Source organism: Mesorhizobium xinjiangense, from assembly GCF_009749525.1.
GTDB classification, from domain to species: domain Bacteria; phylum Pseudomonadota; class Alphaproteobacteria; order Rhizobiales; family Rhizobiaceae; genus Mangrovimarina; species Mangrovimarina xinjiangensis.
Genome location: NZ_WOAC01000030.1, coordinates 1 through 25,687, shown reverse-complemented (window position 1 = coordinate 25,687; position 25,687 = coordinate 1). Strand labels below are relative to the sequence as shown.

The following is a 25,687-nucleotide window of genomic DNA, read 5'->3' as shown; positions in this document are numbered from 1 at the left end:
CTGACACACAGGCCGACGTAGATCTTCGGCTGTGCTTGGAATCTCAGCCGCCGACCAGTTTTAACATGGTCGCCGGCGCGGGGTCGGGTAAAACCACTTCGCTGATCAAGGGGCTCGCCTCGATCCTTGCCATCCATGGCGAGCGTTTGCGACTACGCAGGCAGCGCGTGGCCTGCATAACCTATACAGAGATCGCCGCCGGAGAGATTTGGGCTGACGTGGGAAACAATCCTCTCGTCCACGTCTCCACGATTCATAGTTTTCTTTGGTCGATCGCACGCGGCTTCCAACAAGATATCGCCGCTTGGGTTGCAAACAGGATCGACGAGCGGATCACAGAATTACAGCACGATGCCGCCAATTTTGGCCCACGCGTTCAGCAGAAAACGCGAGACAAGAACGCCCACGATATAACGCGCTACGAGCAGCAGCGTGAGGCTATCACTCAAGTTCGCAGCTTCACTTATGGAACAGGAACTGACTACGCCAAAGGTATCCTCGGCCACGATGACATTATCAAAATGGCTTCGCAGTTGATGATTCAACGGCCGCTTTTCCGAACTCTCGTCGCACAACAATTTCCGTTTGTTTTCGTGGATGAGAGCCAAGATACCTTTCCCATTATTGTCGAAGCGTTGATGGCGGTCCAGCAGCAGGAGCAGGCCCGCTTCTGCCTCGGGTTCTTCGGCGATCCGATGCAGCGCATCTATCCCACCGGCATCGGCACAGTTCCCAAACCCGACGATTGGCGGGCGATCCCCAAGCCGGAAAATTTCCGTTCGCCCACCTCGATATTGAATCTCGCAAACGCCATTCGGCGTGAAGGTGACGATCTGGTTCAGATTGGTGGCCGAAAGAAAAAAAACGGTGATCAGGAAGTGCCGGTGATCGGAACGGCGCGATTGTTTGTCTTGCCGACAGATGCTCATCGCGACGAACGCGTGGCGCAGGTTCGGGCGTGGATTGCGAACGCAAACGATGACGAGTTGTGGCAGCCCGCCGACGAGAACGACCCGGTTAAAATGTTGGTGATCGTGCATCGCATGGCAGCGAAGCGATTGGGGTTCGGCGATCTGTATGCGGCGCTCAACGATAAGGCGCCTGAGGCCTTCAAGAATGGCTTTCTGGACGCGTCCGCCTGGCCGCTGCGCCCGTTGGTGTCGTTTCTACTGCCGCTTGCGGAGGCTGTTCGGGACGGGCGAGACTTCGAGACGATGCGGCTGCTTCGGCTCCATTCACCGTTGCTAGAAAAGGCCAACCTCCAAGGCGTGAACATCGCCGAGAGGCTCAATGAACTTCAGGCGGTGAGCAATCAGGTCGGTGAGCTGATGGGACCTCAGTCGCAGGCTACCATTCGTGACGTGCTGACTCTTGCCAAGGAAAGTCGCTTGGTAGAGTTCGACCCGCGCCTGTCCGCGTACCTTGAGGATGTTGCTGTGAACGAGGCCGAAGTCGAGGCCGATGACAACGTAGACGAAGGCGAGGAAGGCCTTTCAAACGAGATCAATTCAATGGCCGCGTTCCTAGCCTGTCCGGCTAAGCAGCTTCGACCATACCAGGCTTACGTTAACGACGAATCGCCTTTTTCCACGCAGCAAGGCGTGAAGGGGGCCGAGTTCGATCGTGTGCTCGTCGTCCTCGATGACGAGGAAGGCACGCACTTTCAATTCTCCTACGAGAAATACCTCGGATTGAAAGAGCTTTCTGCGCGAGACAAAAAGACTTTGCAGGACGGTGGCGAAACAGGCGTCGAGCGGACGCGGAGACTTTTCTACGTTTGCTGCACACGCGCGCGGCAAGACTTGGTCGTTATCCTTTTCGTCGCTGATCCCGCAGCGGCGATTGCGCATATTCGCGGGCTCGGACTATTTCCAGAAGCGGATATTCTCTCGCAGGATGCGCTCGCTTGACTGAATCGAGAGCCAAGCCAGATGAGCCTGCGAGCGTAATACTGAATTATCCCCTTTCATAGAACTTAGGGCTCCGCCCTCGGCGCACTTCGAGAGGCTTCCGCCCAGCTTCCTACGTGCGTGCCGCGCTCCGTGCAGCCGGTTCCCCGCGAAGCCTCACTCCGTTTGCACACCCGGTCTCGGCGACGGCCAGAAGGTCAGGCGCGGCGTTCCGCTTCGCTGACCTTCAGACCCGAGGATCAGAGATATGACCAACGTATCCGACAGCAGCCCCCGCATTTATGTCGCCTGCCTTGCAGCTTACAATAACGGTTTTCTGCATGGAGCTTGGATCGACGCGGATCAGGACGCGGACCAGATCAGGGACGAGATTGCCGCGATGCTTGCCCGTTCTCCGGTCGAGGAAGCGGAGGAGTACGCCATTCATGACTATGAGGGCTTCGAGGGCGTCAGCATCTCCGAATATGCGGGCATCGACAGCGTGGCGCGGATGGCCGCCTTCATCGCAGAACACGGCGCACTAGGCGCGGGCCTGTTGGAGCAGTTCAGCGGCGACATGGACCAAGCCGAAACCGCCTTGCAGGATTGCTATCATGGTCAGTTCGCCAGCCTCGCCGACTACATGGAGGAATTGATCACCGAGAGCGTCACGATCCCCGAGGCACTACGCTACTATGTCGATTGGCAGGCGATGGCGCGCGACGCTGAGATTGGCGGCGACCTGTTCACCATCGAAACTGCGGACGGTGAGGTGCATGTGTTTTCCAACAGGTGAAACATGACTGCCTGTTCGTGCTCATACGGGCACGCGTCGCGGAATCACCGGCTGTCGCCAAGCCCAAATACCTAAAATGATCGGGTTAGCCGCTCAAGGTATCTGCTTTGAGCGGCTTCTATATTTCCAGTGATGATTGAACCTCTTCTTGCCGGGCGCTGCCCAGCATCCCGGCTTGGGGAGGTGACGCCATGCTCAGCATCGATTGGCGATCACCGGCGGCATACGGGCACACAAAGCACATCCCTGCCGCTGGTTTCGCTTGGGAATATTTGCGCCGCAACGACGAATATCGTCAGGACTGCCAGACCGTCGCATTGACCGAAGGGACGGCCACCCGCGACCTTGAAGCGTTCGCGCATCGCTGGGGTTTGCGATTTCCCGTGCGACCCCGAAGCGCCGCATGACCAGCAATCGCCGATCTGGAGTCCGCGCCTTCAACCGCAAGCCGTGATGTTGTCGCCCGTCGATCACAAGGACGACGACACCGAACCAATATTGACGCTGGCGCATCTCGACGGCCTTGACCTGCGCCGCGCCGACGATGGCTGGCACGGCATCTGGCAGGTGGATGGCGTCGCGCACCAATTCTGGCTGCCCGAGGCTGCGCCGGATGCCGACGCTTTCTATGCCGTGACGCTGCCCATGGATTCATTTCTGGAGCTGCGCACGCACGCGGCGCGCCGCTTCTGGCGATCCCTCAACGGCCGCGCACCCGGTTCCGATTTTCGAGCGGTCCCCGCCCAACTCCGGCAATGGCATATCCTATCCCTGCGCGCGCTCGACGCTCGGCTGCATGGCGAGAGCTATCGCACCATCGCCGAAGTCTTGCTTGCCTTTCGCGGCACCAAGGAAGACTTTGAGAACGATCCGCGCAAGAACAAAGCGCGCCGCCTGGTCGCGCACGGCATCAAAATGATGCGCGGGGGCTATCGCCTACTGCTCCATTATCCGATCAAACCCAGCAAACGTTAACCGTGCTAGCGTGACCCTCACTCCTTGTTGGCTGACGCCTGCTCCAGAATCTTCCGATAGCCCCCACGCGACAGCCATTGTGCGCGTTCGAGATGGCTTTGCCAGCAACGGCGGGTGCGAAGTTCATCGGCGACCGGATCACGGTGCAACACGATCTGCGCGACTTCCTTCCAGTCCGCGCCCTCGGCCTTCGCATCCAGCAAACGCAGATAGGTGACGTAATGCCGTTCGTCATAGACGGTTATGGTGTCGCCGGTCGGCGCTTCGTCATCTACATCGGGATCGAGTTCGACGGGAACCCGCATAGCCATTCCCCCTAGGTTCCAGAGAGCCTTGCTTGCGGTGCGCCCCCGCAATTGGCCCCTCTACCTGGTGATCGGGGAGTTAGTAACCGTGACTAGACGGCCCCATGACCTTTAGGCGAGAAGCCCTGGACATACGCCATGAGCTCCCCGACCATAAGGTTCGAGGATGGTGGTGCCGTCACGGCCGGCACCAACCGCTAGTCAGGGGTTACTACGCCCCAGAGCAGCGCGTCTGCTCCGTCTACGTTTCTATCCGAACCGGCCGTGAATGTCTTCGCCTATTCGGCGCAGCAGGCAGCGAGCCGCTGAAATCCCTCAACTATTAGCAACGCACCGCCCCGAAGGGGGGTGCCGCCAGCGCATAGGCGCAAATGCGGCACGCTACGCGCCGCCGATCCCTCGCCATCGTTCGCCACAGTCCGCTGCCGTCCCCGGCAGCCCAATCCCGACTGGAGGTGATCCATGCCCAACCCACTTGCGGGCCTGCCGCCGCGCCTGTTGCGCACCAAGGAAGCCGCGCGCTTCCTCGGCATATCCATCCGCACCCTTGAGAAGCATCGCACCTATGGCACCGGGCCGACCTATCGCAAAGTCGGCGGTCGCGTCCTCTACACCGTCCGCGATCTGGAAGACTGGAGCGCGGCGGGCGAGCGCAAATCCACCCGCGACAAGACCGCCGGCACGGTCTTTCCCGCGCGTCCGCTCACGCCCGAAGAACGGGACGAGTGCTAGATGCTGCGCGAGGACGATCATGCCCCCGCGCAGCCGACCGAGGACAGCGAGCGCAGCCGCCTAGACCCCTTCGTGGTCGCAACGGGCGACGCGCCGCCGCGCGACCAGCGCGACTTGATGGAGCGGCCATTCTTCTCGCTGGCGAAGACCCCGCGCACAAAGCCGATTCTCTACAAGGCCGCCGACATAGAGGTGCAGGTGTTCGGGATGCCCGAGCACGGGATGGCGACCATATGGGACGCCGATGTGCTGATATGGGCGGCCTCGCAGATCGTCGCGGCCGAGAATAACGGCCTCACCACGTCGCGCTTTGTCCGGTTTACGCCTTACCATCTGTTGCGCGCCATCGGGCGGCCGACCGGCAATCACCAATACCGGCTTCTGAAAGCCGCGCTGGCGCGGCTGCAATCGACCGTCATTGCCACCACCATCCGCAATGGCCCGCATTGGCGTCGCCGGCAATTCTCGTGGATCAACGAGTGGGAGGAAATGACGACGCGCGCCGGCCGCGTCGAGGGCATGGAGTTCGTCCTGCCCGAATGGTTCTATAACAGCGTCATCGACCGTTCGCTGGTCCTGACCATCGACCCGGCCTATTTCCGGCTGACTGGCGGCATCGAACGATGGCTTTACCGCGTCGCCAGAAAACACGCCGGCCACCAGCGCCACGGCTGGATTTTCGAGGTCGCGCACCTTCATCAGAAATCCGGCAGCCTCGCGCGGCCGTCCGACTTCGCGCTCGACCTGCGCCGGATCGCGGCCCGCCAACAACTCCCCGGCTACCTGCTCCAGATCGAGCGGGAAGACGGCCGCGAGATGCTACGCATCCGCCCCGAAAACCTGTCAACAGGCACTGTTGATAACCCTGTTAATGCCATCGGCAGATCAGGCGCACGGGGTATCGGCACATCGGGCGCACCACTATCGGCAGATCAGGCGCACGAACCGCAGCTAACGCTTTGGCCTGAAAAGCGGAATCCGACCGCTAACTTATCTAACAGAGAATCTAACTCTTTTTCTTTGACGCGCGCGCAGGCGAAGCGTGGTGCCGGTTCTGCCCGAAGGGGCGAGCCATGACGGCCGCGCCCGACGCGCTGCGCCTGCGCAGCCCCCAGCACATCACCGGAGACGAACAATGACCCGTCGCGCCCACCGCAGCGCGCACGGCCGTCCGCTGCCGGACGGGCCTGCGCCTTTCACAACACTGGTCGAGCTGACCTTCGAGAAACGCAAGGTCGAGCACTGGATACGCTTCGGCCGCAAGAGCTACGAGCAGATCATCGACCGTCGCCGGAGTGTCGTCGGCTTCGCGCCGGGCAGCGTCTTTGCCTTCGTGCGATGGGCGAAGGGCGAGCACGGCACTGTCGTTTCGCGCATCGACATCATGCGGGCCATCGGTCGCGGCGAGCCGTTCCAGACATTGCCGTTCGTGCGCCCCGGCGGCGAAATCCTGTTGCGCCTCGATAGCTGGCCCAAGGTGCAGCGCGCGCTTGTCGCTATCGACGCCGTGGATGCGCTCGGCCTCGATCCGGCCGACGCCTCGCCGGAGCATTGGCGGCACGTCCATAACCGTTTGACCGCCAATCTGGAGCCGCACGCCTACACCCCCGAGCGACATGCCGCTTGGCTTCATCGCCGAAGGATCGACCCATGACGCGCCGCCGCACCCTCACGGTGACGGCGCTCGCCGTCATCGGCATCGCTGCTGCAAGCGCGGTCGAGACGCCGACGAAACTCATATGGAACGCCACCGCCAGCGCGCCAGTCGGCTTCTACACCGTCGAGCCGGCCGACCGGATCGACGTGCCCGAGCTGGTCGCCATCATGCCGCCCGAACCGCTCGTCGGCTTCATGGTCGAGCGCGGCTATATCGCGCGAGGCGTCCCGCTGTTGAAGCGCGTCTTGGGCCTGCCCGGACAGCGCGTTTGCCGCGCCGGCCGCACGATCACGGTTGACGGGATCGAGATGGGCGAGGCGCTGGAGCGCGACAGCCTCGGCCGCGATTTGCCCATCTGGCAGGGCTGCCGCGTCATCGGCGACGGCCAGCTTTTCCTCATGAATTGGGAGGTCCGCGACAGCCTCGACGGCCGCTACTTCGGACCCATCCCCGCAGCTTCCGTCATCGGCCGAGCGGTCCCGCTCTGGACCGATGAGGAAGGCGTCGGCCGCTACGAGTGGCGCGCGCCGACGCACTGAAACCACCCCCGAAAACCAAACGCAGGAGATTTCCCATGGCAGAGATAGGCACCTTCACCCGCACCGAAACCGGCTATGCGGGGGAGCTTCATTCGTTCGGCCTCCACGAAAAGCTGTTCATCGTCCCGGCCAAGCCGAGCGACATGAAGAACGCGCCCGACTATCGCGTGCACCTCGATAGCGAGGACGGCCCGGACGCCGGCCCCGCATGGAAAGACTCCAGCGAGAACGCTGGCGAGTTCCTGTCGATGCGATTGGAGGGGCCAATCTTCCCGTCCCCGATCCGCGCCAAACTGTTCCAGTCCAACGACGATCCTTCGGTCTGGACCCTGCGTTGGAAGCACGCCCGGAAGATCGAGGATGAGGAATGACGGTCGCGCGAGTCCGGCCCGCCATCCGGTCAAAGACCGGCATCCCTTTGTTCGCGGAAAAGCCGTCTCATCCCTTCGTCCCGCTCGGCGACCAGACGGCCGGCGCGCGCAGCGAAGGTCAGGGGCGGCCATCGGCCGGCGCTTGCGCCTTGCCCTTGACCGCAGCGAGCACGCTGGCAGACTGGCGGCGAAGCGGAGACAGGCCGGCATGGCATTATGCCGTCCTGCTGCTGGCGGGGGCGCTTTCCGTCTGCATCGGATCGGGCGTCGCTGTCGCGCAATCCGCGTCGGTCGAGCGCCCGGTCGCCGCCCATCCTTATGCGGCGCACATCGCCGAGGCGTCGCAGCGGTTCGGCATCCCCGAGCATTGGATCGTCGCGGTGCTGCGCGCCGAGAGCGCGGGCGACGTGCGCGCGATTTCGTCGGCCGGGGCGATGGGATTGATGCAGGTGATGCCCGACACATGGGCGGGCCTGCGCGTCCGCCATGGCCTCGGCCGCGATCCCTACGACCCGCGCGACAACATCCTCGCAGGCACGGCCTATCTGCGCGAGATGTTCGACCGCTACGGCAATGTCGGCGCGATGCTTGCGGCCTATAACGCCGGCCCCGGTCGCTATGACGAGCACCGCGCGACGGGCCGCCCACTGCCCGCCGAGACACGCGCCTATGTCGCCGCGCTCGCCCCGATCCTTGGCGGCGCGGCTCCATCGGATGCGCCGTCCCCGCAACCGGCACCGCCGCCCGATTGGCGCGAGGCACCACTATTCGTCATGCGTCCGGCCGACACGCGGGCTGCCGCCGCGCCGCCGTCCGAGGTGCAAACAGGCGACGGCCGCGCTGCCGTTCCGGCGCGCGACCCCGCCCGTGCGGAGCCGCAGGACGGCAGCATTTTCGTGGCGAGCGCCAGCGACGGGGGAACGCCATGAGGGCGGCGTTCCCGCGCTCGGCGGCGCTGGTTTCGGCATCCGGTCGGGCAGGTTTGCGCCCGGCAGGATTCCCGGCAGGAGGGGCAGAAAAGACAGAAAGGGCGGAGGGCAAGATTAAAGAAGACGGCACCCTATCGGGCCGCTTCTGGAAATTATTGTTGTCTGCACACTGGTTAGGTTGCCGGTTCCGGCACCATGGTTTTGAGGGGCCGCGTGCCGCGATTTCGTGCAAAGCCTTGGCTTTGCAGGGTTTCGAGCGGCACCATAGGCGCAGATCGGCCGTTTTCCGGCGGTTTGGGCTGGAGTCGCGCCCTTGAGCGCCGACGACGAAAACCGCTTCCGTCCGAAGCCCGGCCGCATCCGATCCGACACGCCGAAGGCCGGCAAGACCAAGAGCTTTTTCACGCAGGTCAAGAAGATCACCCGCCAGCATCAGGCAGCGGCCTCCCGCGATCCTTCCATGCCGTCATCCGCCCGCCCGTCATCGCCGGGCCGGTCCCGTGCCGTGGTCGCCAGCGGCAAGGGCGTGAAGCGCGGCCGGGGCGCGAGCTTCGTCCGCGCCCGCAACATCTCCGGCCATTGGCATCATCGCCAACCCGGCAATCGCCGCGTCATCGTCAAGCAGCGCAGCGTCCGGGCCGCATGGAAGGGCGGCCGTGCCCGCGCGCATCTGCGCTACGTCCAGCGCGACGGCACGTCACGCGACGGCGAGCGCGGCCAGCTCTATTCGGCGACCGAGGACCGCGCCGAGCCGCAAGCCTTCCTTGATCGCGGCAAGGACGACCGCCATCAGTTCAGGTTCATCGTCTCGCCCGAGGATGGCGCGGAGCTATCGGACCTCACGGCCTACACCCGCGATTTCATGAAACAGGTGGAAGCCGACCTCGGCACGAAACTGGATTGGGTCGCCGTCAATCACTACAACACCGGCCATCCCCATGTGCATATCATCGTCAACGGCCGCGACGACACGGGCGGGGATCTAGTCATCAACGGCGATTATCTTTCCGCCGGCCTGCGCGAGCGCGCCAGCGAGCTTGCCGGTCTGGAACTCGGCCCCGTCACCGAGATCGAGCAGACCCGCAAGCTGTCCGCCGAAATCGACCAAGATCGTTTCACCCGGATCGACCGCGCCATGGTCGAGGAAGCCGATGCCCGTTTCCTCGACCTGCGCCATGAACCGGCAGAGCCAAAACGGCAGTTCGAGCGGACGCTGCGCCTGCGCAGGCTCGCCAAGCTGGAGAAGATGGGGCTGGCGACCGAGCACGCGCCCGCCGTTTGGGAATTGAGCAAGGACATGGAGCCGGCCCTGCGAGAGCTGGGCGAGCGTGGCGACATCATCCGCACCATGCAGAAGGCGCTCGGCCAGCAGGGCGGCGAACGCGATCCCATGAGCTTCCAAATCCATGACGGAGCGCCCGAGACGCCCATCGTCGGCCGCGTCGTGGACAAGCACCTGTCCGATGAGTTGGGCGAGAACCTGACAATCGTGGTGGACGGGATCGACGGGCGGACCCACCACATCGCCGGCATCGCGCCCGAGCGGCTGGACGACGCCCGCATCGGCAGCGTCATCCAGATCGGCCCGGCCGAGGCGGCAGCCCGGCCGTCCGACCGCACCATCACCGCCATCGCCGAGGACGGCATCTATCGGCCGAGCCGTCATCTGGAGCAGGCGAAATTCGAGGACCGCGTTCCGGGCGGTGACTATGAGGGCTATGTCGATGCTCATGTCCGCCGGCTGGAGGCGTTGCGCCGGGCTGGGATCGTCGAGCGGATCGACGCCGATCAATGGCGTATCCCCGATGATCTGGTCAGCCGCGCGGCCGCCTACGACGCCGGCCGCGACCGGCAGGCCAGCGTTCGCGTCCTTTCCCCCGTCAATCTGGATAAGCAGATCGGATCGGACGGCGCGACCTGGCTGGACCGGCGGCTGATCCATGGCGAGACGGCCGACCTTGCGCCGACCGGCTTCGGCCAGCAGGTGCGCGAGGCCATGGAGCAGCGGCGCGAGCATCATATCGAACAGGGCGATGCTACCCGAGCGCAGGACGGCCGCATCTTCTACCGGCGCAACCTTCTCGCCACCATGCGCGAGCGGGAGGTTGCCCGCATCGGCGCGGAGATGGTCGAAAGCAAGGGCCTGCCGTTCCGCGCTACCACGGACGGCGAGAACGTCAGCGGCAAGTTCACCGGCACCGTGCAGCTATCGAGCGGCAAGTTCGCCGTGGTCGAGAAATCCTATGAGTTTACCCTTGTCCCGTGGCGGCCGGTCATCGACCGCCAGCTCGGCCGCGAGGTCGTGGGCGTCGTGCAGGGCGGATCGGTGTCGTGGCAATTGGGGCGGCACCGAGGGATTATGTTGTGATGATGGTTCGCCCTTGCGAATCAGATAAGTGTGTGCTTATCTATTGTCATGATCCAGAACGACATATTCAAAGCTCTGGCCGATCCGACACGCCGCGCGATTTTCGAGAAGCTGGCGTCCGGCAGCATGAACGCCGTCACACTGCGGCAGGGTATGGAAATTAGTCAGCCGGCGATGTCGCAACATCTCTCTGTCCTGCGCAACGCCAAGCTGGTGCGGGAAGAACGTCAGGGCCGCTTTGTGAACTATGAGGTCGATCCAGAGGGGCTGGCACTCATCGCGGAATGGCTGGCGAAGTATCGGGCCTATTGGCCTGCGCGAATTGACGCTTTGAAGAGCTTACTAAAGGACATGGACCAATGAGCGACACGGAGGCCAAGAAACCCAAGGATAATCTCGTAGTGGAATATGAAATCGACGCTCCCCCTGAAATGGTTTGGCGGGCGATTAGTATTCCAGAGCTTCGAGAAAAATGGCTGCCTGAAAAAGACTTGGCCGATGCTGTCCCGATCTCGGCAGAACCTGGAGAGGAAGTCCGCTATCGGATGCGCGAAGAAGAATCGCCTTTCCTCGAAAGCATTGTGACGTTCCAAGTCGGTCCCAATGTCCATGGCGGCACGAGGTTGAGGATCATCCATCATCTTGTGGACGCCCGATCCGTTCGGCGAACACCCCCTGCCGCGAACAACAATTGGCCGGTGCTTATGCTCGCAGCATAGCACCTCAAACAACACATCAAAATCTAGAAGACAGGAGTTCGCCTATGTGCGAAGCGATGCAACTCGTCCCTATGGTCATCGAGCAATCCAGCCGTGGCGAACGCTCTTTCGACATCTATTCCCGCCTTCTGCGCGAGAGGATTATTTTCCTGAACGGCGAGGTCAACGACACCGTTTCCGCGCTCGTCTGCGCGCAGCTACTGTTTCTGGAAGCAGAGAATCCCAAGAAGCCAATTCAGCTATACATCAATTCTCCCGGTGGCGTCGTTACCAGCGGCCTCGCAATGTATGACACCATGCGATACATCCGCGCTCCGGTGCATACTCTTTGTATGGGGACGGCCCGTTCGATGGGGTCATTCCTGCTGATGGCCGGCGAACCCGGCGAGCGCGCGGCATTGCCGAACGCCAGCATCCTGATTCACCAACCATCAGGCGGATTCCAAGGGCAGGCGTCGGATATGCTGATCCATGCCGAGGAGATCTTGAAAACCAAGCAGCGCATGACCCGGCTCTACGCGGAGCATTGCAAACGCAGTTATGAAGAGTTCGAACAAGCCATGGACCGCGACCGCTTCATGACGGTGGAAGAAGCGTTGGAATGGGGTTTGATCGATCGCATCTTGACGGAGCGCGAAGCCGGCGCGGCCTCGGAAGTTGCTGGATGAGTTAGCGCCAATTGGATGAGGACGGTCACTTCGCTCTACGCTCTCAAATTTTCAGCAACGAAGTCGGCCCGCTGCTCGATTCCCACCAGCGGTAGCTCGACTATCTGATAGCCAAGCCTGCCATAAGTCTCAGCCATGACCATACCGGTCGCTTCGGCCTCTTGTCTGTCCTGTTTGCGCTCAGTGTCCTGCGTGAAGATGGCATCCCAATACGGGGCGAGAAAAACCCGCTTGTTGTAAGGGTAGGTTTTGGCCGCCGCCTCGAAATGAGCAGGCACAGGCAGGCCGCAGAGTGTGAGATAACCAATGACATCCGGTATTCCACGGTCCATCAGGACAAGCGCGTCGCGTGCAAGTGCCTCATGATAGGAACGCAGTTCCCAGCCCAACATGAGTTCGGCAAAGAGTTCGCGATCCGCCCAAGGCAAAGCTTTACCGCCGATTCTGATCTGGTCTCGAATGATCGCCCTGCCGGCCTCGGGCATGGTGCGGAAGCCGCGCTGTGCCATGGCATCGATCAGACTGCTTTTGCCGGAACCGGGACCACCGGTCACGACGATCATGTGTTCAGCATTTGTCATCTATGCCATGAAGATCGGATAGAGTGAGACAACCAGCAGCGTTGCCATGGTAAGATTGAAGGCGCGCAGCTTCGCAGGCTCCGTAAGAAGCCGGCGGAGGCCCACACCGAACGCAGCCCAGATACCGACGCAGGGCGCGTTGATCACTGCCATCAGCAGCGCAGCTGCGGCCACGGACGACAGCGAGGGGGAACCCGGAAGATAAGTGGCGACGGCACCGAGCGCCATGACCCATGCCTTGGGGTTGACCCATTGGAACGCAGCAGCGCCAATGAAGCCCAAGGGTCTGGCAGCCGATCTTTCTGCATCCTCCGGTGCTGCGGCCCCGGCGATCTTCCATGCGAGATACAGAAGATAGGCGCCGCCAACCCATCGCAGGACGGTGTTGAGCACGGGATACGTCTCGAAAATCATTCCAAGGCCCATCCCCATGATGACGATCATCGCGGCGAAACCAATGCTGATGCCCGCAATATGTGGCAATGTCCGCCGAATGCCGAAATTAACACCGGATGCCAGCACCATCATGTTGTTCGGTCCGGGCGTGACCGATGTTACGGCTGTATAGAGACACAGCGCCAGAAATGCTTGTAATCCGGACAAATCAGGAGCGGGTAATTGTGAAATATCTATCATGACTTGACGCGATCCGCGGCGTCAAAAGGAGATTTTTGGCTCGACTGGCACCAATGCTTCGACCGGCCGTCATCCCCCATTTTCCTAATCTGCCTCATTGTTGAGGCTTCAGAAATCGGCCGACCATGGTCGTGATCAGTTTGCGGCTCTCCTCGAAGTCAAGGTCCGCTGTCATCAACGGCAGCATAGGCGCGGCATCAAGGACCGCCACCAGAACCGCGCTCGTGTGCTTAGCGTCAAGAGCGGAATCGACTTCGCCACGCGCCTGACCCGCTGTCAGCGCTTCTGTCAGCAATGTTCGAACACCGTCAGTGTTCTCTTTGAGGATGGCCCTGATTCTTTCGTTGCGTCCCGCCTCTGCCAACAACTCGAACAAAATGCGGCAATGACCGAGATCGTCCCACCCCTTCATGCTCCACAATTCCGATAGCAGAACAGTCGCCGTCTGTTCGCCTTCGGGGTGGCCGCTGAAATGGCTGTGGAGGCTGACAAGGTAATCATCGGCCATCTGCTCAATGATAGCGTCCTTGCTAGGGAAGTAGTGATAGAGGTGGCCCGGGCTCATAGCCGCCTCTTTGCAGATCATCGAAATCGACGCGCCTTGCAGACCATGGCGCAGGAAGCACCGATGTGCCGCTGCGAGAATCTCCTGCCGTCTGCCTTCATGCTGCTCGGGAACGCGCTTGCGGACCATGGGGCCTCCATAAACATAGAACGATCGCTCTAATATAGCTTGACCGCACGCCGATCATAACTAGAGTGAGCATTCAATCTATGTCGGTACGGCTGGTGGGTCTAGTCCTATGCTGCCTCAGCCGGTCCGATTTCTAAGATGCGAGGCCACATGAACAGACCCCTTCCGATCATAGCGACCAGCCTGGCTTGGCTTCTGGCCGCTTTCTTTCTCTTCGGCGCTTACGGCAACATCTTCATCTCAGAGGAAAATGCGGCGGCCTATGTGGCTTGGGGGTACCCCGACTGGTTCCACTACATAACCGCCATTCTCGAGCTGGCCGCTGGGCTGTTGCTGATCCTCGCTGGCTCGCGGCCCTATGGAGCCGGGCTTGGGGCGATAGTGATGGCTGCCGCGTCTCTCACAACACTGGTGAACGCCGATTACGACCATGCAGTTGCTCCCAGCATCGTCCTGCTGGTTTCGCTTGTCGTGCTGGCTCTCTCCTTGGCCGTCCGGCGCGCAGCTAACTGAATTTCCCCCGTTTCGGAGTATCGTCAATGAATAGCTCACCAACTCCGGCCAATTCGGCCGATCCCGAAAATGCGCCTACGGCGCATCTGGACGGATGGTCCGATCTTCTGTCCGGCCGCCACCTCGCCATCGTTCTGGTCATGGCAAGCGGCGTCCTGCTCTATGCCATGAACCTCTATTTCACCGCTGCGCTGATGCCCTCCATCGTCGCGGACATTGGCGGGCAGCAATATTATGCGTGGGTGACGACAGCCTTCGTCATCTCGGCAATTGTGGCCTCGCTGTTTGTCAGCCGTATCCTCGACTGGAAGGGGCCGGCGCTTGCCTATGTTACGGCGTTCGTCGTCTTCGCGCTCGGCGCAGCGGCCAATGCCGCCAGCCCAACGATGGAACTGCTGATCGTCGGCCGAGTGGTGCAAGGACTCGGCGGCGGTTTGCTGGCAGGGCTTGGCTACGCGGTGATCCGTGCCGCACTCCCCGAACGCCATTGGGCGCGGGCAACCGGCGTCGTGTCAGCCATGTGGGGCTTGGGAACGCTGTTCGGCCCGGCCCTTGGCGGTGTGTTCGCGGAACTCGGACTCTGGCGCTGGTCCTACGGTGCGCTGGCGGTGGTTTCGCTGCTGTTTGGAATCATCGCGCAGCGCGCGTTCGGCCGCATGGCCGGCTCGGGGCATCGTTCGCCTGTTCCCGTTGCCTCTCTCATTCCGCTTGTCCTTGCCACCATCGCTATCAGCCTCAGCGCCATCGTTCCGATAGGCTGGCCGACGCTGGCAATGGTCGGGATCGGTCTAGTGCTGCTCTGGCTGTTCGTCGTCGTGGAGCGGCGGGCAAGGGAGACCATCCTTCCGCACATCACCTATCGGCGCGGCAACTCCCTGAAATGGGTCTATCTTACGGTCGCTGCCTTGAGCGCGGGCGTGATGGTGGAGAACTTCATTCCGCTGTTTGGCCAGCAACTGGCGGGTCTCTCCCCGCTGATCGCAGGATTTCTCGGCGCGGTTCTCTCGTTGGCGTGGGTCGTCGCTCAGCTTTTCGTGGTGTCGGTCAAGAGTGAGAGCGGCCGCCGCCGGGCAATCCGCGTTGGCCCATTGCTGCTGACGGCCGGGCTGATCGCTTATGGGCTTCTACAGGTCTCAGGTGCTGATATTGCGATGGTGCTGATTTGGGCGGCCGTCCTCGCATTCGCTGGCATCGGCATCGGACTGGCATGGCCGCTGCTCGGTGTGGCCGCGATGAGCAGTACCCACGACCCCGCCGAAGGGGGTAAGGCTGCCGCTGCGATCACCATCACACAACTTATTGCTTTCTCGATCACCTCTGCGCTCGCCGGCACGCTGATGGCGGCAGGCGGGGAATCTGCGGTGGAATCCGCTCGCTATGTTACGCTCGGCATCGCGCTTCTTACTCTGTTGGGCATCTTCGCCGCTGGCGTGGCAACGAGAAAGTAGCCTGCCACCATGCGACGGCGGCGTCTGAAAGATGCGCAACTGGATAGATCGTCTCAAATCCTCGGCGGTCGCATTCCCCTCGCGTCGCTGATCCAGACGTTGGCCGTCGCCGAATATCTCAACTTCCGTCACGCCGCCAAAGCGCTCGGCGTGGCGCAATCCAGCGTCAGCGCGCGTGTGAAGGCGCTGGAGGAAGACCTTGGCGTCCTCCTGTTCGAGCGTCACGCACGCGGCGTCAGGCTGACCGAGGCCGGACGCCACTTCGTCGAGCGGATAGCTGCCGGCGTCGATCAGCTCGACCATGCGGTGAAGACCGCAAGCATGACGGCAGCAGGGAAATGGGGTCGCCTGCGCATTGGCATTCATGCCCTGATACCCGGCAGCTTCCTTGCCGATCTGATCGCGCAATATAGGGAAGACCATCCCGGCATAGAGATCGAGATGAGCGAAGGCACGGCCCGCGATGCGGTCATGCAGCTTCGAGCGGACCGGCTGGACGTGGCTTTCGTCGCCGGCACGCCCAATCTGCCCGACTGCCATACTCGCCCGATCTGGACCGAACCGCTGGTGGCGGTGCTACCGGAACAACATCGCCTGGCCGGGCAGTCGGCAATCACATGGACCGATCTGGCCGGCGAGACCTTCCTTGTCCGCTATGGCGGCACTGGCCCGCAAGTCCACGACCATATCGTGCTGCGCCATGCCGGACGCTGGCCCGCGCCGTCGATCCTGCGCTTCGATGTGGAGCGTGGAACAATGCTGTCCATGGTGGGGCAGGGCTTCGGCCTCACCATCGTCGGCGCGGCCACGGCGCTGCTGCCGACGACCGGAATCGTCTTCCTACCTTTTGCCGATGAACCAGAGCCGGTTGCATTTACCGCCGTCTGGTCGCCGTTCAATCGCAGCGCCGCGCTCCGCAACCTGCTCAACCTTGCAGGCCGGATGAACCGTTGGGGCGATTCGTCTGGCCAGTGGCGCGACGGCGACCACTCGGCCGGATAGCGTGAAGGGAATCCATCCTATTTACCGTCGATAGTATCCGGCAGCCCTCCCGCATCCTCTTTCCTGTTGCCCATCCCGCTTTCGGCTATTCTCTGATTGGCTCCGTCTCTTTTGCCGACTGGAGCCTGCATTGCGTGGAGGCCGAATCCTTTGGGGTCAGATCGCCGTAGTCTTCACCATCGTTCTGGTGATGACGTGGGCGGCGACGCAATGGGTTGCCTTCCGGCTCGGATTTCAACCGCAGCTTGGAGCACCATGGTTCGAGCTGGCGGGCCTGCCAGTCTATTACCCGCCGGCCTTCTTCTGGTGGTGGTTTTCGTTCGATGCCTACGCGCCCGCAATCTTCGTTGAAGGCGCGATCATCGCCACGTCCGGCGGCTTCATCACCATCGCCGCCGCCATCTTCATGTCTATCATCCGGGCACGTGAGGCCCGCAACGTCGCCACCTACGGTTCGGCGCGATGGGCGGAAGATAAAGAAATCCGCGCGGCTGGATTGCTCGGCGCGGATGGCGTGGTGCTCGGCCGACATACACAAGACTATCTGCGCCATGACGGTCCCGAGCATGTCCTATGCTTCGCGCCCACGCGCAGCGGCAAGGGCGTCGGGCTGGTGGTGCCGACGCTGCTGACATGGCCCGCATCCGCCATCGTCCACGACATAAAAGGCGAGAACTGGACGCTGACAGCGGGCTTCCGCGCCAAGCATGGTCGCGTGCTGCTGTTCGACCCGACCAACGCCAGATCGTCCGCCTACAATCCGCTGCTGGAGGTCCGGCAAGGCGAATGGGAGGTCCGCGACGTGCAGAACATCGCGGATATTTTGGTCGATCCCGAAGGGAGTTTGGACAAGCGCAACCATTGGGAAAAGACCAGCCATAGCTTGCTGGTCGGCGCGATCCTGCATGTCCTCTATGCCGAGAAGGACAAGACGCTGGCGGGCGTCGCCAACTTCCTGTCCGACCCCCGCCGTCCGGTCGAGGCGACCTTGCGCGCCATGATGGACACGCCGCATCTCGGCGAGGCGGGCGTTCATCCCGTCATCGCGTCTTCGGCCCGCGAGCTGTTGAACAAATCCGAGAACGAACGGTCGGGTGTGTTGAGCACCGCCATGTCCTTCTTGGGCTTGTATCGCGATCCCGTGGTAGCGCGGGTGACGGCGCGTTGCGACTGGCGCATTGCCGATCTGGTCGGCAGCCGCCAGCCCGTCACGCTCTATCTGGTCGTGCCGCCGTCCGACATTAACCGCACCAAGCCGCTTATCCGCCTGATCCTCAACCAGATCGGCAGGCGGTTGACCGAGGAACTGACCGGCTCCGGCAAGCGCCATCGGCTGCTGCTCATGCTCGACGAGTTTCCCGCGCTCGGCCGTCTGGATTTCTTCGAGTCCGCCTTGGCCTTCATGGCGGGCTACGGCCTCAAGGGCTTCCTGATCGCGCAGAGCCTCAATCAGATCGAGCGCGCCTATGGGCCGAACAATGCGATCCTCGACAACTGCCATGTCCGCGTCAGCTTTGCGACGAACGACGAACGCACGGCCAAGCGGGTGAGCGACGCGCTCGGCACCGCGACCGAGCTGCGCGATTCCACCAACTATGCCGGGCACAGGCTGGCCCCATGGCTCGGGCATCTGATGGTGTCGAGGCAGGAGACGGCCCGGCCGCTGCTCACGCCCGGCGAGATCATGCAGCTTCCGCCAACCGACGAAATCGTGATGGTCGCAGGCACGCCGCCGATCCGCGCCACCAAGGCGCGCTATTTCGAGGATGCGCGGTTTCAGGAACGCATCCTGCCGCCGCCCGATCTTTCCGCAGCACCGTTGGCGCCCAGCCCATCCGCCGATGATTGGTCCGGCCGCGTGGTCGCGGTGGAAAGCCATTCCGCGCCGGCTGCCGCAGACGGGGCCGAGGGCGATGCGGCCAATGCCGGCATCCGCCGCGAGCCAGAATTGCCCGAGCATGAGGAAATCGTCGCCTCGCCGCCATCCCCCGAACAGGAGTTCGAGTTTCTGGACGACGAGCCGGACGTTGACGCGGCCAAGGCCCGCGCCATGCGCCAGCGCATGAGGATGGTGGCGCGGCAGGTGGCGTTGAACCCCGATGATGGAATCGAGCTTTGAGGACACGCCCATGGCAACCAGAACCCGCCTGAATCTCTATTTCGACCCCGCGCTCATTCCACAGATTGAGGCGATGGCGCTGCGTCGCTCGGTGGCGCTGCGCCGCAATGTCTCGAAATCCGCCATCGTGGAGGCGGCCGTCATGTCCTACCTGTCCGGCGATGCCGACGACCAGCTTGAAGCCGCCATGTCTCGCCGTTTGGACAAGCTCGGCCGCCAGATCGACACGCTCGACCTAGATCTCGCCGTCCTCGGCGAGACGGTCGCGCAGTTCATCCATTTCTGGATGACCATCACACCGCCGCTTACGGGAGCCGCACAATCCGCCGCCCGCGCCAAAGGCGCGGAGCGGTTCGAGGGCTTCATGCAGAATCTCGGCCGGCGGTTGGCGACGGGCGACAGGTTCCTCAAAGAGCTGTCGCGTGACCTCGACTCACTTCCCGACAATCCGTTGCCGGACGAGTCCGAGAGCAACGGCGATCAAGAGTAAGTATTCGGACCCATCCTATTTACCGCCGTTCGCCGCCGATCACCGCCGCCGCTTAGATACTTGTTGAACCGGCCCAATTCCGGGCTTTCTTAATCGACCCCGATCCGGGGATCGCCTGTCGCGTCCCCGCCAGAAACCGGGGCCGACATGACCACTAACCACCAAAGACCGGAAGCCATTGCGCGCGGCGCACGCATGTTGCGCACGGCATTGGGGCCGGCAATCGCGCGACTGCTCGAAGACCCGGCCGTAGTCGAGGTGATGTTGAACCCGGACGGGCGGTTGTGGATCGACCGCCTTTCCGAAGGACTGTCCGACACGCGCGAGCGGCTGTCCGCCGCCGATGGCGAACGCATCGTGCGGCTGGTTGCGCACCATGTCGGCGCGGAGGTTCATGCCCGCAGCCCTCGCGTCTCGGCCGAACTGCCGGAGTCCGGCGAACGGTTCGAGGGCCTACTGCCGCCCGTGGTCGCCGCGCCGACCTTTGCCATACGCAAGCCCGCCAGCATCGTGTTCAGCTTCGACGACTATGTGGCGTCGGGCATCATGTCCGCCGATCAGGCCGCGACGCTACGCGCGGCCGTTTCCTCCCGCGCCAACATCCTCGTTGCGGGCGGCACCAGCACCGGAAAGACCACACTGACCAACGCGCTGCTCGCCGAGGTGGCGAAGACGGCGGATCGCGTCGTCATCATCGAGGACACGCGCGAGCTGCAATGCGCCGCGCCCAACCTTGTCGCCATGCGGACGAAAGACGGCGTGGCGACGCTTTCCGATCTGGTCCGTTCCTCGCTGCGCCTGCGCCCGGATCGCATCCCCATCGGCGAGGTGCGCGGATCGGAAGCCCTCGACCTTCTGAAAGCGTGGGGCACCGGCCATCCGGGCGGGATCGGAACTATCCATGCCGGCACCGGCATCGGCGCGCTGCGCCGGCTCGAACAGCTCATTCAAGAGGCTGTCGTCACCGTCCCTCGTGCGCTGATCGCCGAGACCATCGACCTTGTTGCCGTCCTCGCCGGGCGCGGTTCCGCGCGCCGGCTCGCCGAGCTTGCCCGCGTCGAGGGGCTGGGGCCGGACGGCGATTACCGCATCACACATCCCAGCCCATTGGCAATCCCCACCAGCACAGGAGAACCCGAATGATCCGCATCCTTACGCGCGGCCATCGCTTCGCCGCGACCGCTGCATCCACCCTCGCCATCAGCCTCATGCTCGCCCCGGCCGCCCATGCGTCCGGTTCGTCGATGCCATGGGAACAGCCCTTGCAGCAAATCCTCCAGTCCATCGAGGGGCCGGTCGCCAAGATCATCGCCGTCATCATCATCATCGTGACCGGCCTGACCCTCGCGTTCGGCGATACCAGCGGCGGTTTCCGTCGTCTGATCCAGATCGTATTCGGCCTGTCCATCGCCTTCGCGGCGTCGAGCTTTTTCCTGTCGTTCTTCTCGTTCGGCGGCGGGGCGCTCATCTGATGGCGGGCGGCCTCGAACAGCTCGACGCGGTGCCGGGATTCACGGTCCCGGTCCATCGGGCGCTGACCGAGCATATCCTGCTCGGCGGCGCTCCGCGCTCGATCGCCATCATGAACGGGACGCTGGCCGGGGCCGTGGGCCTCGGCCTGCGCCTTTGGCTGGTCGGCATCGCCATCTGGGCCATCGGTCATTTCGCGGCCGTGTGGGCGGCAAAGCGCGATCCCCTCTTTGTCGAGGTCGGGCGGCGGCATCTGCGTATCCCCGGTCATCTGGCGGTTTGAGGGAGGCACGTCGATGATGAACCTTGCCGAATACCGCCGCACCGCCACCCGGCTCGCCGACTATCTGCCATGGGCGGCACTGGTCGGCTCCGGCGTCGTCTTGAACAAGGATGGCTCATTCCAGCGTACCGCGAAGTTTCGCGGTCCGGATCTGGATTCCGCCGTCGCGGCCGAGCTGGTCGCCGTCGCCGGTCGCATCAACAACGCCGTGCGCCGTCTCGGCTCCGGCTGGAGCATCTTCGTCGAGGCGCAGCGCAGCGAGGCCGCGACCTATCCCGACAGCATGTTTCCCGATCCCGCATCGGCGCTGGTCGATGCCGAGCGCAAGGCCGGGTTCGAGGAAGCGGGCACGCATTTCGTGTCCGGCTACTTCCTCACCTTCCTCTGGCTGCCCCCGGCCGAGGAAGCCGCCCGTGCGGAAACATGGCTCTACGAGGGCCGCGAGAAAACCGGCGTGGACCCGTGGGAGCTGCTGCGCGGCTTCATCGACCGCACTGACCGCGTGCTGGCCTTGCTCGACGGCTTCATGCCCGAGTGCCGTTGGATGGATGACAGCGCGACGCTGACCTATCTCCATTCGACTATCTCAACCAACCGGCATCGCGTGCGCGTGCCCGAAGTGCCGATGCACCTCGACGCACTGCTCGCCGACCAGCCGTTGACCGGCGGGCTGGAGCCGCGTCTTGGCGACGCGCATCTGCGCGTCCTGACCATCGTGGGATTTCCGACCGCGACGACGCCGGGCCTGCTCGACGACATGAACCGGCTGCCGTTCCCCTACAGGTGGAGCACGCGCGCGATCCTGCTCGACAAGACCGATGCGACCCGGCTGCTAACCCGCATCCGTCGCCAATGGTTCGCCAAGCGCAAGAGCATCGCCGCGATTCTGAAAGAGGTGATGACCAACGAGGCGTCCGCCCTTGTAGACACCGACGCCGCGAACAAGGCGCTCGACGCCGACATGGCGTTGCAGGAGCTTGGGGCGGACGTGGCGGGCATGGCCTATGTCACGGCGACCGTCACCGTATGGGATGCCGACCCGCGCGTGGCGCAAGAGAAGCTGCGCCTGGTCGAGAAGATCGTTCAGGGCCGCGACTTCACCGCCATGCCCGAGAGCGTCAACGCGGTTGACGCATGGCTCGGCTCGCTACCCGGACACGCCTACGCGAATGTCCGCCAGCCGCCCATCAGCACTTTGAATCTCGCCCACATGATCCCGCTTTCGGCGGTGTGGGCGGGGCCGGAACGGGACGAGCATTTCGGCGACGCTCCATTGCTTTACGCTAGGACCGAAGGCTCAACCCCGTTCCGGCTAAGTCTCCATGTCGGCGACGTAGGCCACACCCTTGTCGTCGGCCCCACGGGCGCGGGCAAGAGCGTGTTGCTCGCCCTCATGGCGCTCCAGTTCCGGCGCTATGCGGGCAGCCAAGTCTTCGCCTTCGACTTCGGCGGCAGCATCCGCGCTGCCGCGCTCGCCATGGGCGGGGATTGGCACGATTTGGGCGGTGGCCTGACGGAAGGGGACGAGGCGTCCGTCTCGCTCCAGCCGCTTGCCCGCATCCACGATACCTATGAACGCGCATGGGCGGCGGACTGGATTGCCGCCATCCTCATGCGCGAAGGCATCGCCATCACGCCCGAGGTGAAGGAGCATCTTTGGACGGCGCTGACCTCGCTCGCCTCCGCGCCGGTCGAGGAACGCACGATCACCGGCCTCGCGGTGCTACTGCAATCCAACGATCTGAAACAGGCGCTCCGTCCGTTTTGCGTCGGCGGTGCCTATGGCCGGTTGCTCGACGCCGAGACAGAGCATTTGGGATCGGCGGACGTGCAGGCGTTCGAGATCGAGGGCCTTGTCGGGACCGGCGCGGCCCCGGCCGTGCTCGCCTATCTGTTCCATCGCATCGGCGACCGGCTCGACGGCCGCCCCACGCTGCTCATCATAGATGAAGGCTGGCTTGCGCTCGACGACGAGGGATTCGCCGGCCAACTCCGCGAATGGCTGAAAACGCTGCGCAAGAAGAACGCCAGCGTCATCTTCGCCACGCAAAGCCTGTCCGACATTGACGGCAGCAACATTGCGCCTGCCATCATCGAGAGCTGCCCGACGCGGCTCTTGCTGCCGAACGAGCGCGCTATCGAACCGCAGATCACCGCCATTTATCGCCGCTTCGGCCTCAATGACCGGCAGATCGAAATCCTCGCACGGGCCACACCCAAGCGGGATTATTACTGCCAAAGCCGCAGGGGCAATCGCCTGTTCGAGCTTGGCCTGTCCGAAGTCGGCCTCGCGCTCTGCGCCGCATCCGCCAAATCCGACCAGACCGAAATCGCGCGCATCCATGCCGAACACGGCCGCGCCGGTTTCCTTGCCGGCTGGCTGCGTCATCGCGGCGTCGATTGGGCGGCCGACCTGATCCCGAACCTCACCAATCTTGCCGACCGGCCGGAATCCGCCGCGCCGGCCCCGCTCGATAACCACCCCACACAGGAGATTCTTCCATGACCTATCCCAAGATCGTTGGGGCCTCGGCCCTCGCGCTGGCGCTCGCCGTGCCCGTCGCGCTTTCGCCCATGCTGGCAAGCCCGGCCCATGCGCAATTCGGTTTCGGCCGGATCGTCTATGACCCGACCAACTACGCGCAAAACCTGCTTACCGCCGCGCGGACTCTGGAGCAGATCAACAACCAGATTCAGAGCCTCCAGAACGAGGCGCAGATGCTCATCAATCAGGCCCGCAATCTGGCAAGCCTGCCGCATTCGTCGCTCCAGCAGCTCCAGCAAAGCGTCCAGCGCACGCAGCAGCTTCTCGGGCAGGCACAGAACATCGCCTTCGAGGTCGGCCAGATCGACCAAGCGTTCCAGAAGCAATATGGCAATGTCTCGCTATCGGCGACCGACTCCCAGCTTGTCGCCGACGCGCGCGGCCGCTGGGAGAACACGGTTGGCGGTTTGCAGGACGCTATGCGCGTGCAGGCGGGGGCGGTCGGCAATATCGACAGTAACCGCGCCGAGATGGCTGCCCTTGTCGGCCAGAGCCAAGGTGCGACCGGGGCGCTGCAAGCCACGCAGGCCGGCAATCAGCTTCTCGCACTCCAGTCACAGCAGCTTTCCGACCTGATCGCGGTCATCTCGGCGAACGGCCGCGCCGGCGCGCTGACCGAGGCCGAGCGCGCGACCGCCGCCGAACAGGGCCGCATCCAGCGTGAGCGGTTTCTGACACCCGGCACCGGCTACCAGCCCGGCAACGCTCAGATGTTCAACAACGGCAACAACTGACCGGGAGGCTCGCCATGGACGGCAAGATGCTGGCCCGGCTCGGGGCCGTGGTGTTCGTTGCGATTGCCTTGACAGTGACCGCAATCGACATGGCGCGGAAGGACGAGCCTTCCGCGCCACCCTCTGCGCCGGCCTTCCAGCCCCCGGCCGATCCGTTGCGCGAAACCCTGCGCCGTTGCCAGCAGCTCGGCGAGGCGGCGGCGAGTGACGCCGGCTGCCTCGCCGCATGGGCTGAATCCCGCGACCGCTTCCTCGGCCGTGATCGCAGCGAGGCGCGCTGACACATGGGCAACACGGGCGTCATCGACAATTTCCTCGGAGTCTTCACCTCCTACATCGACAGCGGTTTCGGGCTGCTCGGCGGCGAGGTCGCCTTCATCGCCACCACCCTGATCGTCATCGACGTGACGCTCGCCGCGCTCTTTTGGGCATGGGGCGCGGATGACGACATTATCGCACGGCTGGTCAAAAAGACGCTGTTCATCGGCGTCTTCGCCTACATCATCGGCAATTGGAACAACCTCGCCCGCATCGTCTTCGAGAGTTTCGCCGGCCTCGGCCTCATGGCATCGGGGACGAGCTTTTCCGTTGCCGACCTTATGCGGCCGGGTCGCGTGGCGCAGACCGGCCTCGACGCCGGGCGTCCGCTGCTCGATTCCATTTCCGACCTCATGGGCTGGATCGCGTTCTTCGAGAACTTCATCCAGATCGCGTGCCTGCTGTTCGCATGGGCGCTGGTCGTTCTGGCCTTCTTCATCCTCGCCATCCAGCTTTTCGTGACGCTGATCGAGTTCAAGCTGACCACGCTTGCCGGCTTCGTGCTGATCCCCTTCGGCCTTTTCGGCAAGACCGCCTTCATGGCCGAAAAGGTGCTCGGCAACGTGGTGTCGTCCGGCATCAAGGTTCTGGTGCTCGCCGTCATCATCGGTATCGGCAGCACCTTGTTTTCGCAATTCACGGCCGGTTTCGGCGGGGCGGCCCCGACCATCGATGACGCCATGGCGATTGTGCTCGCCGCTCTGTCGCTGCTCGGCCTCGGCATCTTCGGCCCCGGCATAGCAAACGGCATCGTCTCGGGCGGCCCGCAGCTCGGCGCGGGCGCAGCCGTGGGAACCGGGCTTGCGGTCGCAGGTGCAGGCGTCGCCGCTGGCGGCGGGGCCATGCTGGCCGCGAAGGGCGGCGCTGCTGCGCTGTCCGGCAGGGCCGCGGCCGTCCGCGGCGGCG

General features: G+C 63.4%; 30 protein-coding genes and 1 pseudogene. 27 read left to right on the top strand and 4 right to left on the bottom strand.

Annotated features, from left to right (window positions below; translation table 11 throughout):
• Nucleotides 1–35: 35 nt before the first annotated feature.
• The 4 genes from GM909_RS23130 to GM909_RS23115 all read left to right on the top strand — a co-directional run bounded on the left by GM909_RS23130 (nucleotide 36) and on the right by GM909_RS23115 (nucleotide 3,660).
• Nucleotides 36–1,910 carry a UvrD-helicase domain-containing protein gene (locus tag GM909_RS23130; RefSeq protein WP_235912036.1) on the top strand — a complete coding sequence of 625 codons (1,875 nt, stop codon included), beginning with the start codon at nucleotides 36–38 and terminating at the stop codon, nucleotides 1,908–1,910.
• A gap of 247 nt (nucleotides 1,911–2,157) precedes the next feature.
• Nucleotides 2,158–2,685: an antirestriction protein ArdA gene (locus GM909_RS23125; RefSeq protein WP_157019578.1), complete on the top strand. Its 528-nt coding sequence runs from the start codon at nucleotides 2,158–2,160 to the stop codon at nucleotides 2,683–2,685.
• Between the two features lie 191 nt (nucleotides 2,686–2,876).
• Nucleotides 2,877–3,092, top strand: a complete 216-nt coding sequence (locus tag GM909_RS23120) for a transcriptional regulator domain-containing protein (protein WP_157019577.1) — start codon at nucleotides 2,877–2,879, stop codon at nucleotides 3,090–3,092.
• Nucleotides 3,093–3,138: 46 nt separating this feature from the next.
• The gene (locus tag GM909_RS23115; RefSeq protein ID WP_157019576.1) at nucleotides 3,139–3,660 is read left to right on the top strand and encodes a DUF2285 domain-containing protein; all 522 of its coding nucleotides are present in this window, start codon (nucleotides 3,139–3,141) and stop codon (nucleotides 3,658–3,660) included.
• 17 nt (nucleotides 3,661–3,677) lie between these two features.
• Here the strand turns inward: GM909_RS23115 and GM909_RS23110 are convergent, their stop codons facing one another.
• A complete protein-coding gene (locus GM909_RS23110; protein WP_157019575.1) occupies nucleotides 3,678–3,965 on the bottom strand; it encodes a DNA -binding domain-containing protein in 288 nt (95 codons plus the stop codon).
• A 462-nt stretch (nucleotides 3,966–4,427) separates the two neighbouring features.
• Here GM909_RS23110 and GM909_RS23105 point away from each other — a divergent pair, with 462 nt between their 5' ends.
• From GM909_RS23105 to GM909_RS23060, 11 genes and pseudogenes are all read left to right on the top strand, one after another.
• Complete coding sequence (locus tag GM909_RS23105; protein ID WP_036284017.1) at nucleotides 4,428–4,697, top strand: helix-turn-helix transcriptional regulator; 270 nt, start codon at nucleotides 4,428–4,430, stop codon at nucleotides 4,695–4,697.
• A complete protein-coding gene (locus tag GM909_RS23100) occupies nucleotides 4,698–5,774 on the top strand; it encodes a replication initiator protein A (RefSeq protein WP_157019574.1) in 1,077 nt (358 codons plus the stop codon).
• Nucleotides 5,775–5,832: 58 nt separating this feature from the next.
• Nucleotides 5,833–6,351, top strand: a complete 519-nt coding sequence (locus GM909_RS23095; protein WP_157019573.1) for a DUF2840 domain-containing protein — start codon at nucleotides 5,833–5,835, stop codon at nucleotides 6,349–6,351.
• Nucleotides 6,348–6,893 carry a S26 family signal peptidase gene (locus tag GM909_RS23090; RefSeq protein WP_157019572.1) on the top strand — a complete coding sequence of 182 codons (546 nt, stop codon included), beginning with the start codon at nucleotides 6,348–6,350 and terminating at the stop codon, nucleotides 6,891–6,893. The genes GM909_RS23095 and GM909_RS23090 overlap by 4 nt, the downstream gene beginning before the upstream one ends.
• A gap of 35 nt (nucleotides 6,894–6,928) precedes the next feature.
• Nucleotides 6,929–7,264 (top strand): DUF736 domain-containing protein, encoded by a 336-nt coding sequence (locus GM909_RS23085; protein ID WP_039191259.1) that lies wholly within the window; start codon nucleotides 6,929–6,931, stop codon nucleotides 7,262–7,264.
• Complete coding sequence (locus GM909_RS23080; protein WP_157019571.1) at nucleotides 7,261–8,193, top strand: lytic transglycosylase domain-containing protein; 933 nt, start codon at nucleotides 7,261–7,263, stop codon at nucleotides 8,191–8,193. Before GM909_RS23085 ends, GM909_RS23080 begins: the two co-directional genes overlap by 4 nt.
• A gap of 460 nt (nucleotides 8,194–8,653) precedes the next feature.
• Nucleotides 8,654–9,157 (top strand): annotated as a pseudogene (locus GM909_RS26535) (relaxase/mobilization nuclease domain-containing protein); the annotation flags it as partial.
• 171 nt (nucleotides 9,158–9,328) lie between these two features.
• Nucleotides 9,329–10,561, top strand: a complete 1,233-nt coding sequence (locus tag GM909_RS26530; RefSeq protein WP_407941347.1) for a DUF3363 domain-containing protein — start codon at nucleotides 9,329–9,331, stop codon at nucleotides 10,559–10,561.
• Between the two features lie 48 nt (nucleotides 10,562–10,609).
• A complete protein-coding gene (locus GM909_RS23070) occupies nucleotides 10,610–10,924 on the top strand; it encodes an ArsR/SmtB family transcription factor (protein WP_157019569.1) in 315 nt (104 codons plus the stop codon).
• Nucleotides 10,921–11,280: an SRPBCC family protein gene (locus tag GM909_RS23065; protein WP_157019568.1), complete on the top strand. Its 360-nt coding sequence runs from the start codon at nucleotides 10,921–10,923 to the stop codon at nucleotides 11,278–11,280. Before GM909_RS23070 ends, GM909_RS23065 begins: the two co-directional genes overlap by 4 nt.
• 44 nt (nucleotides 11,281–11,324) lie before the next feature.
• Nucleotides 11,325–11,948 carry an ATP-dependent Clp protease proteolytic subunit gene (locus tag GM909_RS23060; protein WP_157019567.1) on the top strand — a complete coding sequence of 208 codons (624 nt, stop codon included), beginning with the start codon at nucleotides 11,325–11,327 and terminating at the stop codon, nucleotides 11,946–11,948.
• A 35-nt stretch (nucleotides 11,949–11,983) separates the two neighbouring features.
• Here the strand turns inward: GM909_RS23060 and GM909_RS23055 are convergent, their stop codons facing one another.
• The 3 genes from GM909_RS23055 to GM909_RS23045 all read right to left on the bottom strand — a co-directional run bounded on the left by GM909_RS23055 (nucleotide 11,984) and on the right by GM909_RS23045 (nucleotide 13,859).
• A complete protein-coding gene (locus GM909_RS23055; protein WP_157019566.1) occupies nucleotides 11,984–12,511 on the bottom strand; it encodes an AAA family ATPase in 528 nt (175 codons plus the stop codon).
• 18 nt (nucleotides 12,512–12,529) lie between these two features.
• Entirely contained in the window at nucleotides 12,530–13,165 is a 636-nt protein-coding gene (locus GM909_RS23050; RefSeq protein WP_157019565.1) for a LysE family translocator, read from the bottom strand.
• A 94-nt stretch (nucleotides 13,166–13,259) separates the two neighbouring features.
• On the bottom strand, nucleotides 13,260–13,859 hold the full coding sequence (locus GM909_RS23045; protein ID WP_157019564.1) for a TetR/AcrR family transcriptional regulator: 600 nt from the start codon (nucleotides 13,857–13,859) through the stop codon (nucleotides 13,260–13,262).
• A gap of 150 nt (nucleotides 13,860–14,009) precedes the next feature.
• Between GM909_RS23045 and GM909_RS23040 the strand changes: the two genes are divergently transcribed.
• The 12 genes from GM909_RS23040 to trbL all read left to right on the top strand — a co-directional run.
• The gene (locus GM909_RS23040) at nucleotides 14,010–14,372 is read left to right on the top strand and encodes a DoxX family protein (protein WP_157019563.1); all 363 of its coding nucleotides are present in this window, start codon (nucleotides 14,010–14,012) and stop codon (nucleotides 14,370–14,372) included.
• A 26-nt stretch (nucleotides 14,373–14,398) separates the two neighbouring features.
• Nucleotides 14,399–15,820, top strand: coding sequence for an MFS transporter (locus tag GM909_RS23035; RefSeq protein WP_157019562.1), 1,422 nt, complete (start codon nucleotides 14,399–14,401; stop codon nucleotides 15,818–15,820).
• 9 nt (nucleotides 15,821–15,829) lie between these two features.
• Nucleotides 15,830–16,822, top strand: a complete 993-nt coding sequence (locus tag GM909_RS23030) for a LysR family transcriptional regulator (RefSeq protein ID WP_157019561.1) — start codon at nucleotides 15,830–15,832, stop codon at nucleotides 16,820–16,822.
• Between the two features lie 130 nt (nucleotides 16,823–16,952).
• Nucleotides 16,953–18,941 carry a conjugal transfer protein TraG gene (locus GM909_RS23025; protein ID WP_157019560.1) on the top strand — a complete coding sequence of 663 codons (1,989 nt, stop codon included), beginning with the start codon at nucleotides 16,953–16,955 and terminating at the stop codon, nucleotides 18,939–18,941.
• Nucleotides 18,942–18,951: 10 nt separating this feature from the next.
• Nucleotides 18,952–19,431 (top strand): CopG family transcriptional regulator, encoded by a 480-nt coding sequence (locus tag GM909_RS23020; protein ID WP_198174371.1) that lies wholly within the window; start codon nucleotides 18,952–18,954, stop codon nucleotides 19,429–19,431.
• 147 nt (nucleotides 19,432–19,578) lie between these two features.
• The gene (gene trbB / locus GM909_RS23015) at nucleotides 19,579–20,574 is read left to right on the top strand and encodes a P-type conjugative transfer ATPase TrbB (RefSeq protein WP_157019558.1); all 996 of its coding nucleotides are present in this window, start codon (nucleotides 19,579–19,581) and stop codon (nucleotides 20,572–20,574) included.
• A complete protein-coding gene (locus GM909_RS23010; protein ID WP_157019557.1) occupies nucleotides 20,571–20,903 on the top strand; it encodes a TrbC/VirB2 family protein in 333 nt (110 codons plus the stop codon). The genes trbB and GM909_RS23010 overlap by 4 nt, the downstream gene beginning before the upstream one ends.
• Entirely contained in the window at nucleotides 20,903–21,184 is a 282-nt protein-coding gene (locus GM909_RS23005) for a VirB3 family type IV secretion system protein (protein ID WP_157019556.1), read from the top strand. The genes GM909_RS23010 and GM909_RS23005 overlap by 1 nt, the downstream gene beginning before the upstream one ends.
• A gap of 13 nt (nucleotides 21,185–21,197) precedes the next feature.
• A complete protein-coding gene (trbE, locus tag GM909_RS23000) occupies nucleotides 21,198–23,690 on the top strand; it encodes a conjugal transfer protein TrbE (RefSeq protein ID WP_157019555.1) in 2,493 nt (830 codons plus the stop codon).
• Nucleotides 23,687–24,463 carry a P-type conjugative transfer protein TrbJ gene (gene trbJ, locus GM909_RS22995; protein ID WP_157019554.1) on the top strand — a complete coding sequence of 259 codons (777 nt, stop codon included), beginning with the start codon at nucleotides 23,687–23,689 and terminating at the stop codon, nucleotides 24,461–24,463. The genes trbE and trbJ overlap by 4 nt, the downstream gene beginning before the upstream one ends.
• 14 nt (nucleotides 24,464–24,477) lie before the next feature.
• A complete protein-coding gene (gene trbK-alt, locus GM909_RS22990; protein ID WP_157019553.1) occupies nucleotides 24,478–24,744 on the top strand; it encodes a putative entry exclusion protein TrbK-alt in 267 nt (88 codons plus the stop codon).
• A 3-nt stretch (nucleotides 24,745–24,747) separates the two neighbouring features.
• Nucleotides 24,748–25,687 (top strand): P-type conjugative transfer protein TrbL (trbL, locus tag GM909_RS22985; RefSeq protein ID WP_157019552.1); only part of this gene is annotated, 940 nt, incomplete at its 3' end.

What these genes read in the sequence shown, in the direction of transcription:
- GM909_RS23125 (WP_157019578.1), top strand. Translation starts at nt 2,158, where the DNA reads ATGACCAACGTATCCGACAGCAGCCCCCGCATTTATGTCGCCTGCCTT.
- GM909_RS23120 (WP_157019577.1), top strand. Translation starts at nt 2,877, where the DNA reads ATGCTCAGCATCGATTGGCGATCACCGGCGGCATACGGGCACACAAAG.
- GM909_RS23115 (WP_157019576.1), top strand. Translation starts at nt 3,139, where the DNA reads ATGTTGTCGCCCGTCGATCACAAGGACGACGACACCGAACCAATATTG.
- GM909_RS23110 (WP_157019575.1), bottom strand. Translation starts at nt 3,965, where the DNA reads ATGCGGGTTCCCGTCGAACTCGATCCCGATGTAGATGACGAAGCGCCG.
- GM909_RS23105 (WP_036284017.1), top strand. Translation starts at nt 4,428, where the DNA reads ATGCCCAACCCACTTGCGGGCCTGCCGCCGCGCCTGTTGCGCACCAAG.
- GM909_RS23100 (WP_157019574.1), top strand. Translation starts at nt 4,698, where the DNA reads ATGCTGCGCGAGGACGATCATGCCCCCGCGCAGCCGACCGAGGACAGC.
- GM909_RS23095 (WP_157019573.1), top strand. Translation starts at nt 5,833, where the DNA reads ATGACCCGTCGCGCCCACCGCAGCGCGCACGGCCGTCCGCTGCCGGAC.
- GM909_RS23090 (WP_157019572.1), top strand. Translation starts at nt 6,348, where the DNA reads ATGACGCGCCGCCGCACCCTCACGGTGACGGCGCTCGCCGTCATCGGC.
- GM909_RS23085 (WP_039191259.1), top strand. Translation starts at nt 6,929, where the DNA reads ATGGCAGAGATAGGCACCTTCACCCGCACCGAAACCGGCTATGCGGGG.
- GM909_RS23080 (WP_157019571.1), top strand. Translation starts at nt 7,261, where the DNA reads ATGACGGTCGCGCGAGTCCGGCCCGCCATCCGGTCAAAGACCGGCATC.
- GM909_RS26530 (WP_407941347.1), top strand. Translation starts at nt 9,329, where the DNA reads ATGGTCGAGGAAGCCGATGCCCGTTTCCTCGACCTGCGCCATGAACCG.
- GM909_RS23070 (WP_157019569.1), top strand. Translation starts at nt 10,610, where the DNA reads ATGATCCAGAACGACATATTCAAAGCTCTGGCCGATCCGACACGCCGC.
- GM909_RS23065 (WP_157019568.1), top strand. Translation starts at nt 10,921, where the DNA reads ATGAGCGACACGGAGGCCAAGAAACCCAAGGATAATCTCGTAGTGGAA.
- GM909_RS23060 (WP_157019567.1), top strand. Translation starts at nt 11,325, where the DNA reads ATGTGCGAAGCGATGCAACTCGTCCCTATGGTCATCGAGCAATCCAGC.
- GM909_RS23055 (WP_157019566.1), bottom strand. Translation starts at nt 12,511, where the DNA reads ATGATCGTCGTGACCGGTGGTCCCGGTTCCGGCAAAAGCAGTCTGATC.
- GM909_RS23050 (WP_157019565.1), bottom strand. Translation starts at nt 13,165, where the DNA reads ATGATAGATATTTCACAATTACCCGCTCCTGATTTGTCCGGATTACAA.
- GM909_RS23045 (WP_157019564.1), bottom strand. Translation starts at nt 13,859, where the DNA reads ATGGTCCGCAAGCGCGTTCCCGAGCAGCATGAAGGCAGACGGCAGGAG.
- GM909_RS23040 (WP_157019563.1), top strand. Translation starts at nt 14,010, where the DNA reads ATGAACAGACCCCTTCCGATCATAGCGACCAGCCTGGCTTGGCTTCTG.
- GM909_RS23035 (WP_157019562.1), top strand. Translation starts at nt 14,399, where the DNA reads ATGAATAGCTCACCAACTCCGGCCAATTCGGCCGATCCCGAAAATGCG.
- GM909_RS23030 (WP_157019561.1), top strand. Translation starts at nt 15,830, where the DNA reads ATGCGACGGCGGCGTCTGAAAGATGCGCAACTGGATAGATCGTCTCAA.
- GM909_RS23020 (WP_198174371.1), top strand. Translation starts at nt 18,952, where the DNA reads ATGGCAACCAGAACCCGCCTGAATCTCTATTTCGACCCCGCGCTCATT.
- trbB (WP_157019558.1), top strand. Translation starts at nt 19,579, where the DNA reads ATGACCACTAACCACCAAAGACCGGAAGCCATTGCGCGCGGCGCACGC.
- GM909_RS23010 (WP_157019557.1), top strand. Translation starts at nt 20,571, where the DNA reads ATGATCCGCATCCTTACGCGCGGCCATCGCTTCGCCGCGACCGCTGCA.
- GM909_RS23005 (WP_157019556.1), top strand. Translation starts at nt 20,903, where the DNA reads ATGGCGGGCGGCCTCGAACAGCTCGACGCGGTGCCGGGATTCACGGTC.
- trbE (WP_157019555.1), top strand. Translation starts at nt 21,198, where the DNA reads ATGATGAACCTTGCCGAATACCGCCGCACCGCCACCCGGCTCGCCGAC.
- trbJ (WP_157019554.1), top strand. Translation starts at nt 23,687, where the DNA reads ATGACCTATCCCAAGATCGTTGGGGCCTCGGCCCTCGCGCTGGCGCTC.
- trbK-alt (WP_157019553.1), top strand. Translation starts at nt 24,478, where the DNA reads ATGGACGGCAAGATGCTGGCCCGGCTCGGGGCCGTGGTGTTCGTTGCG.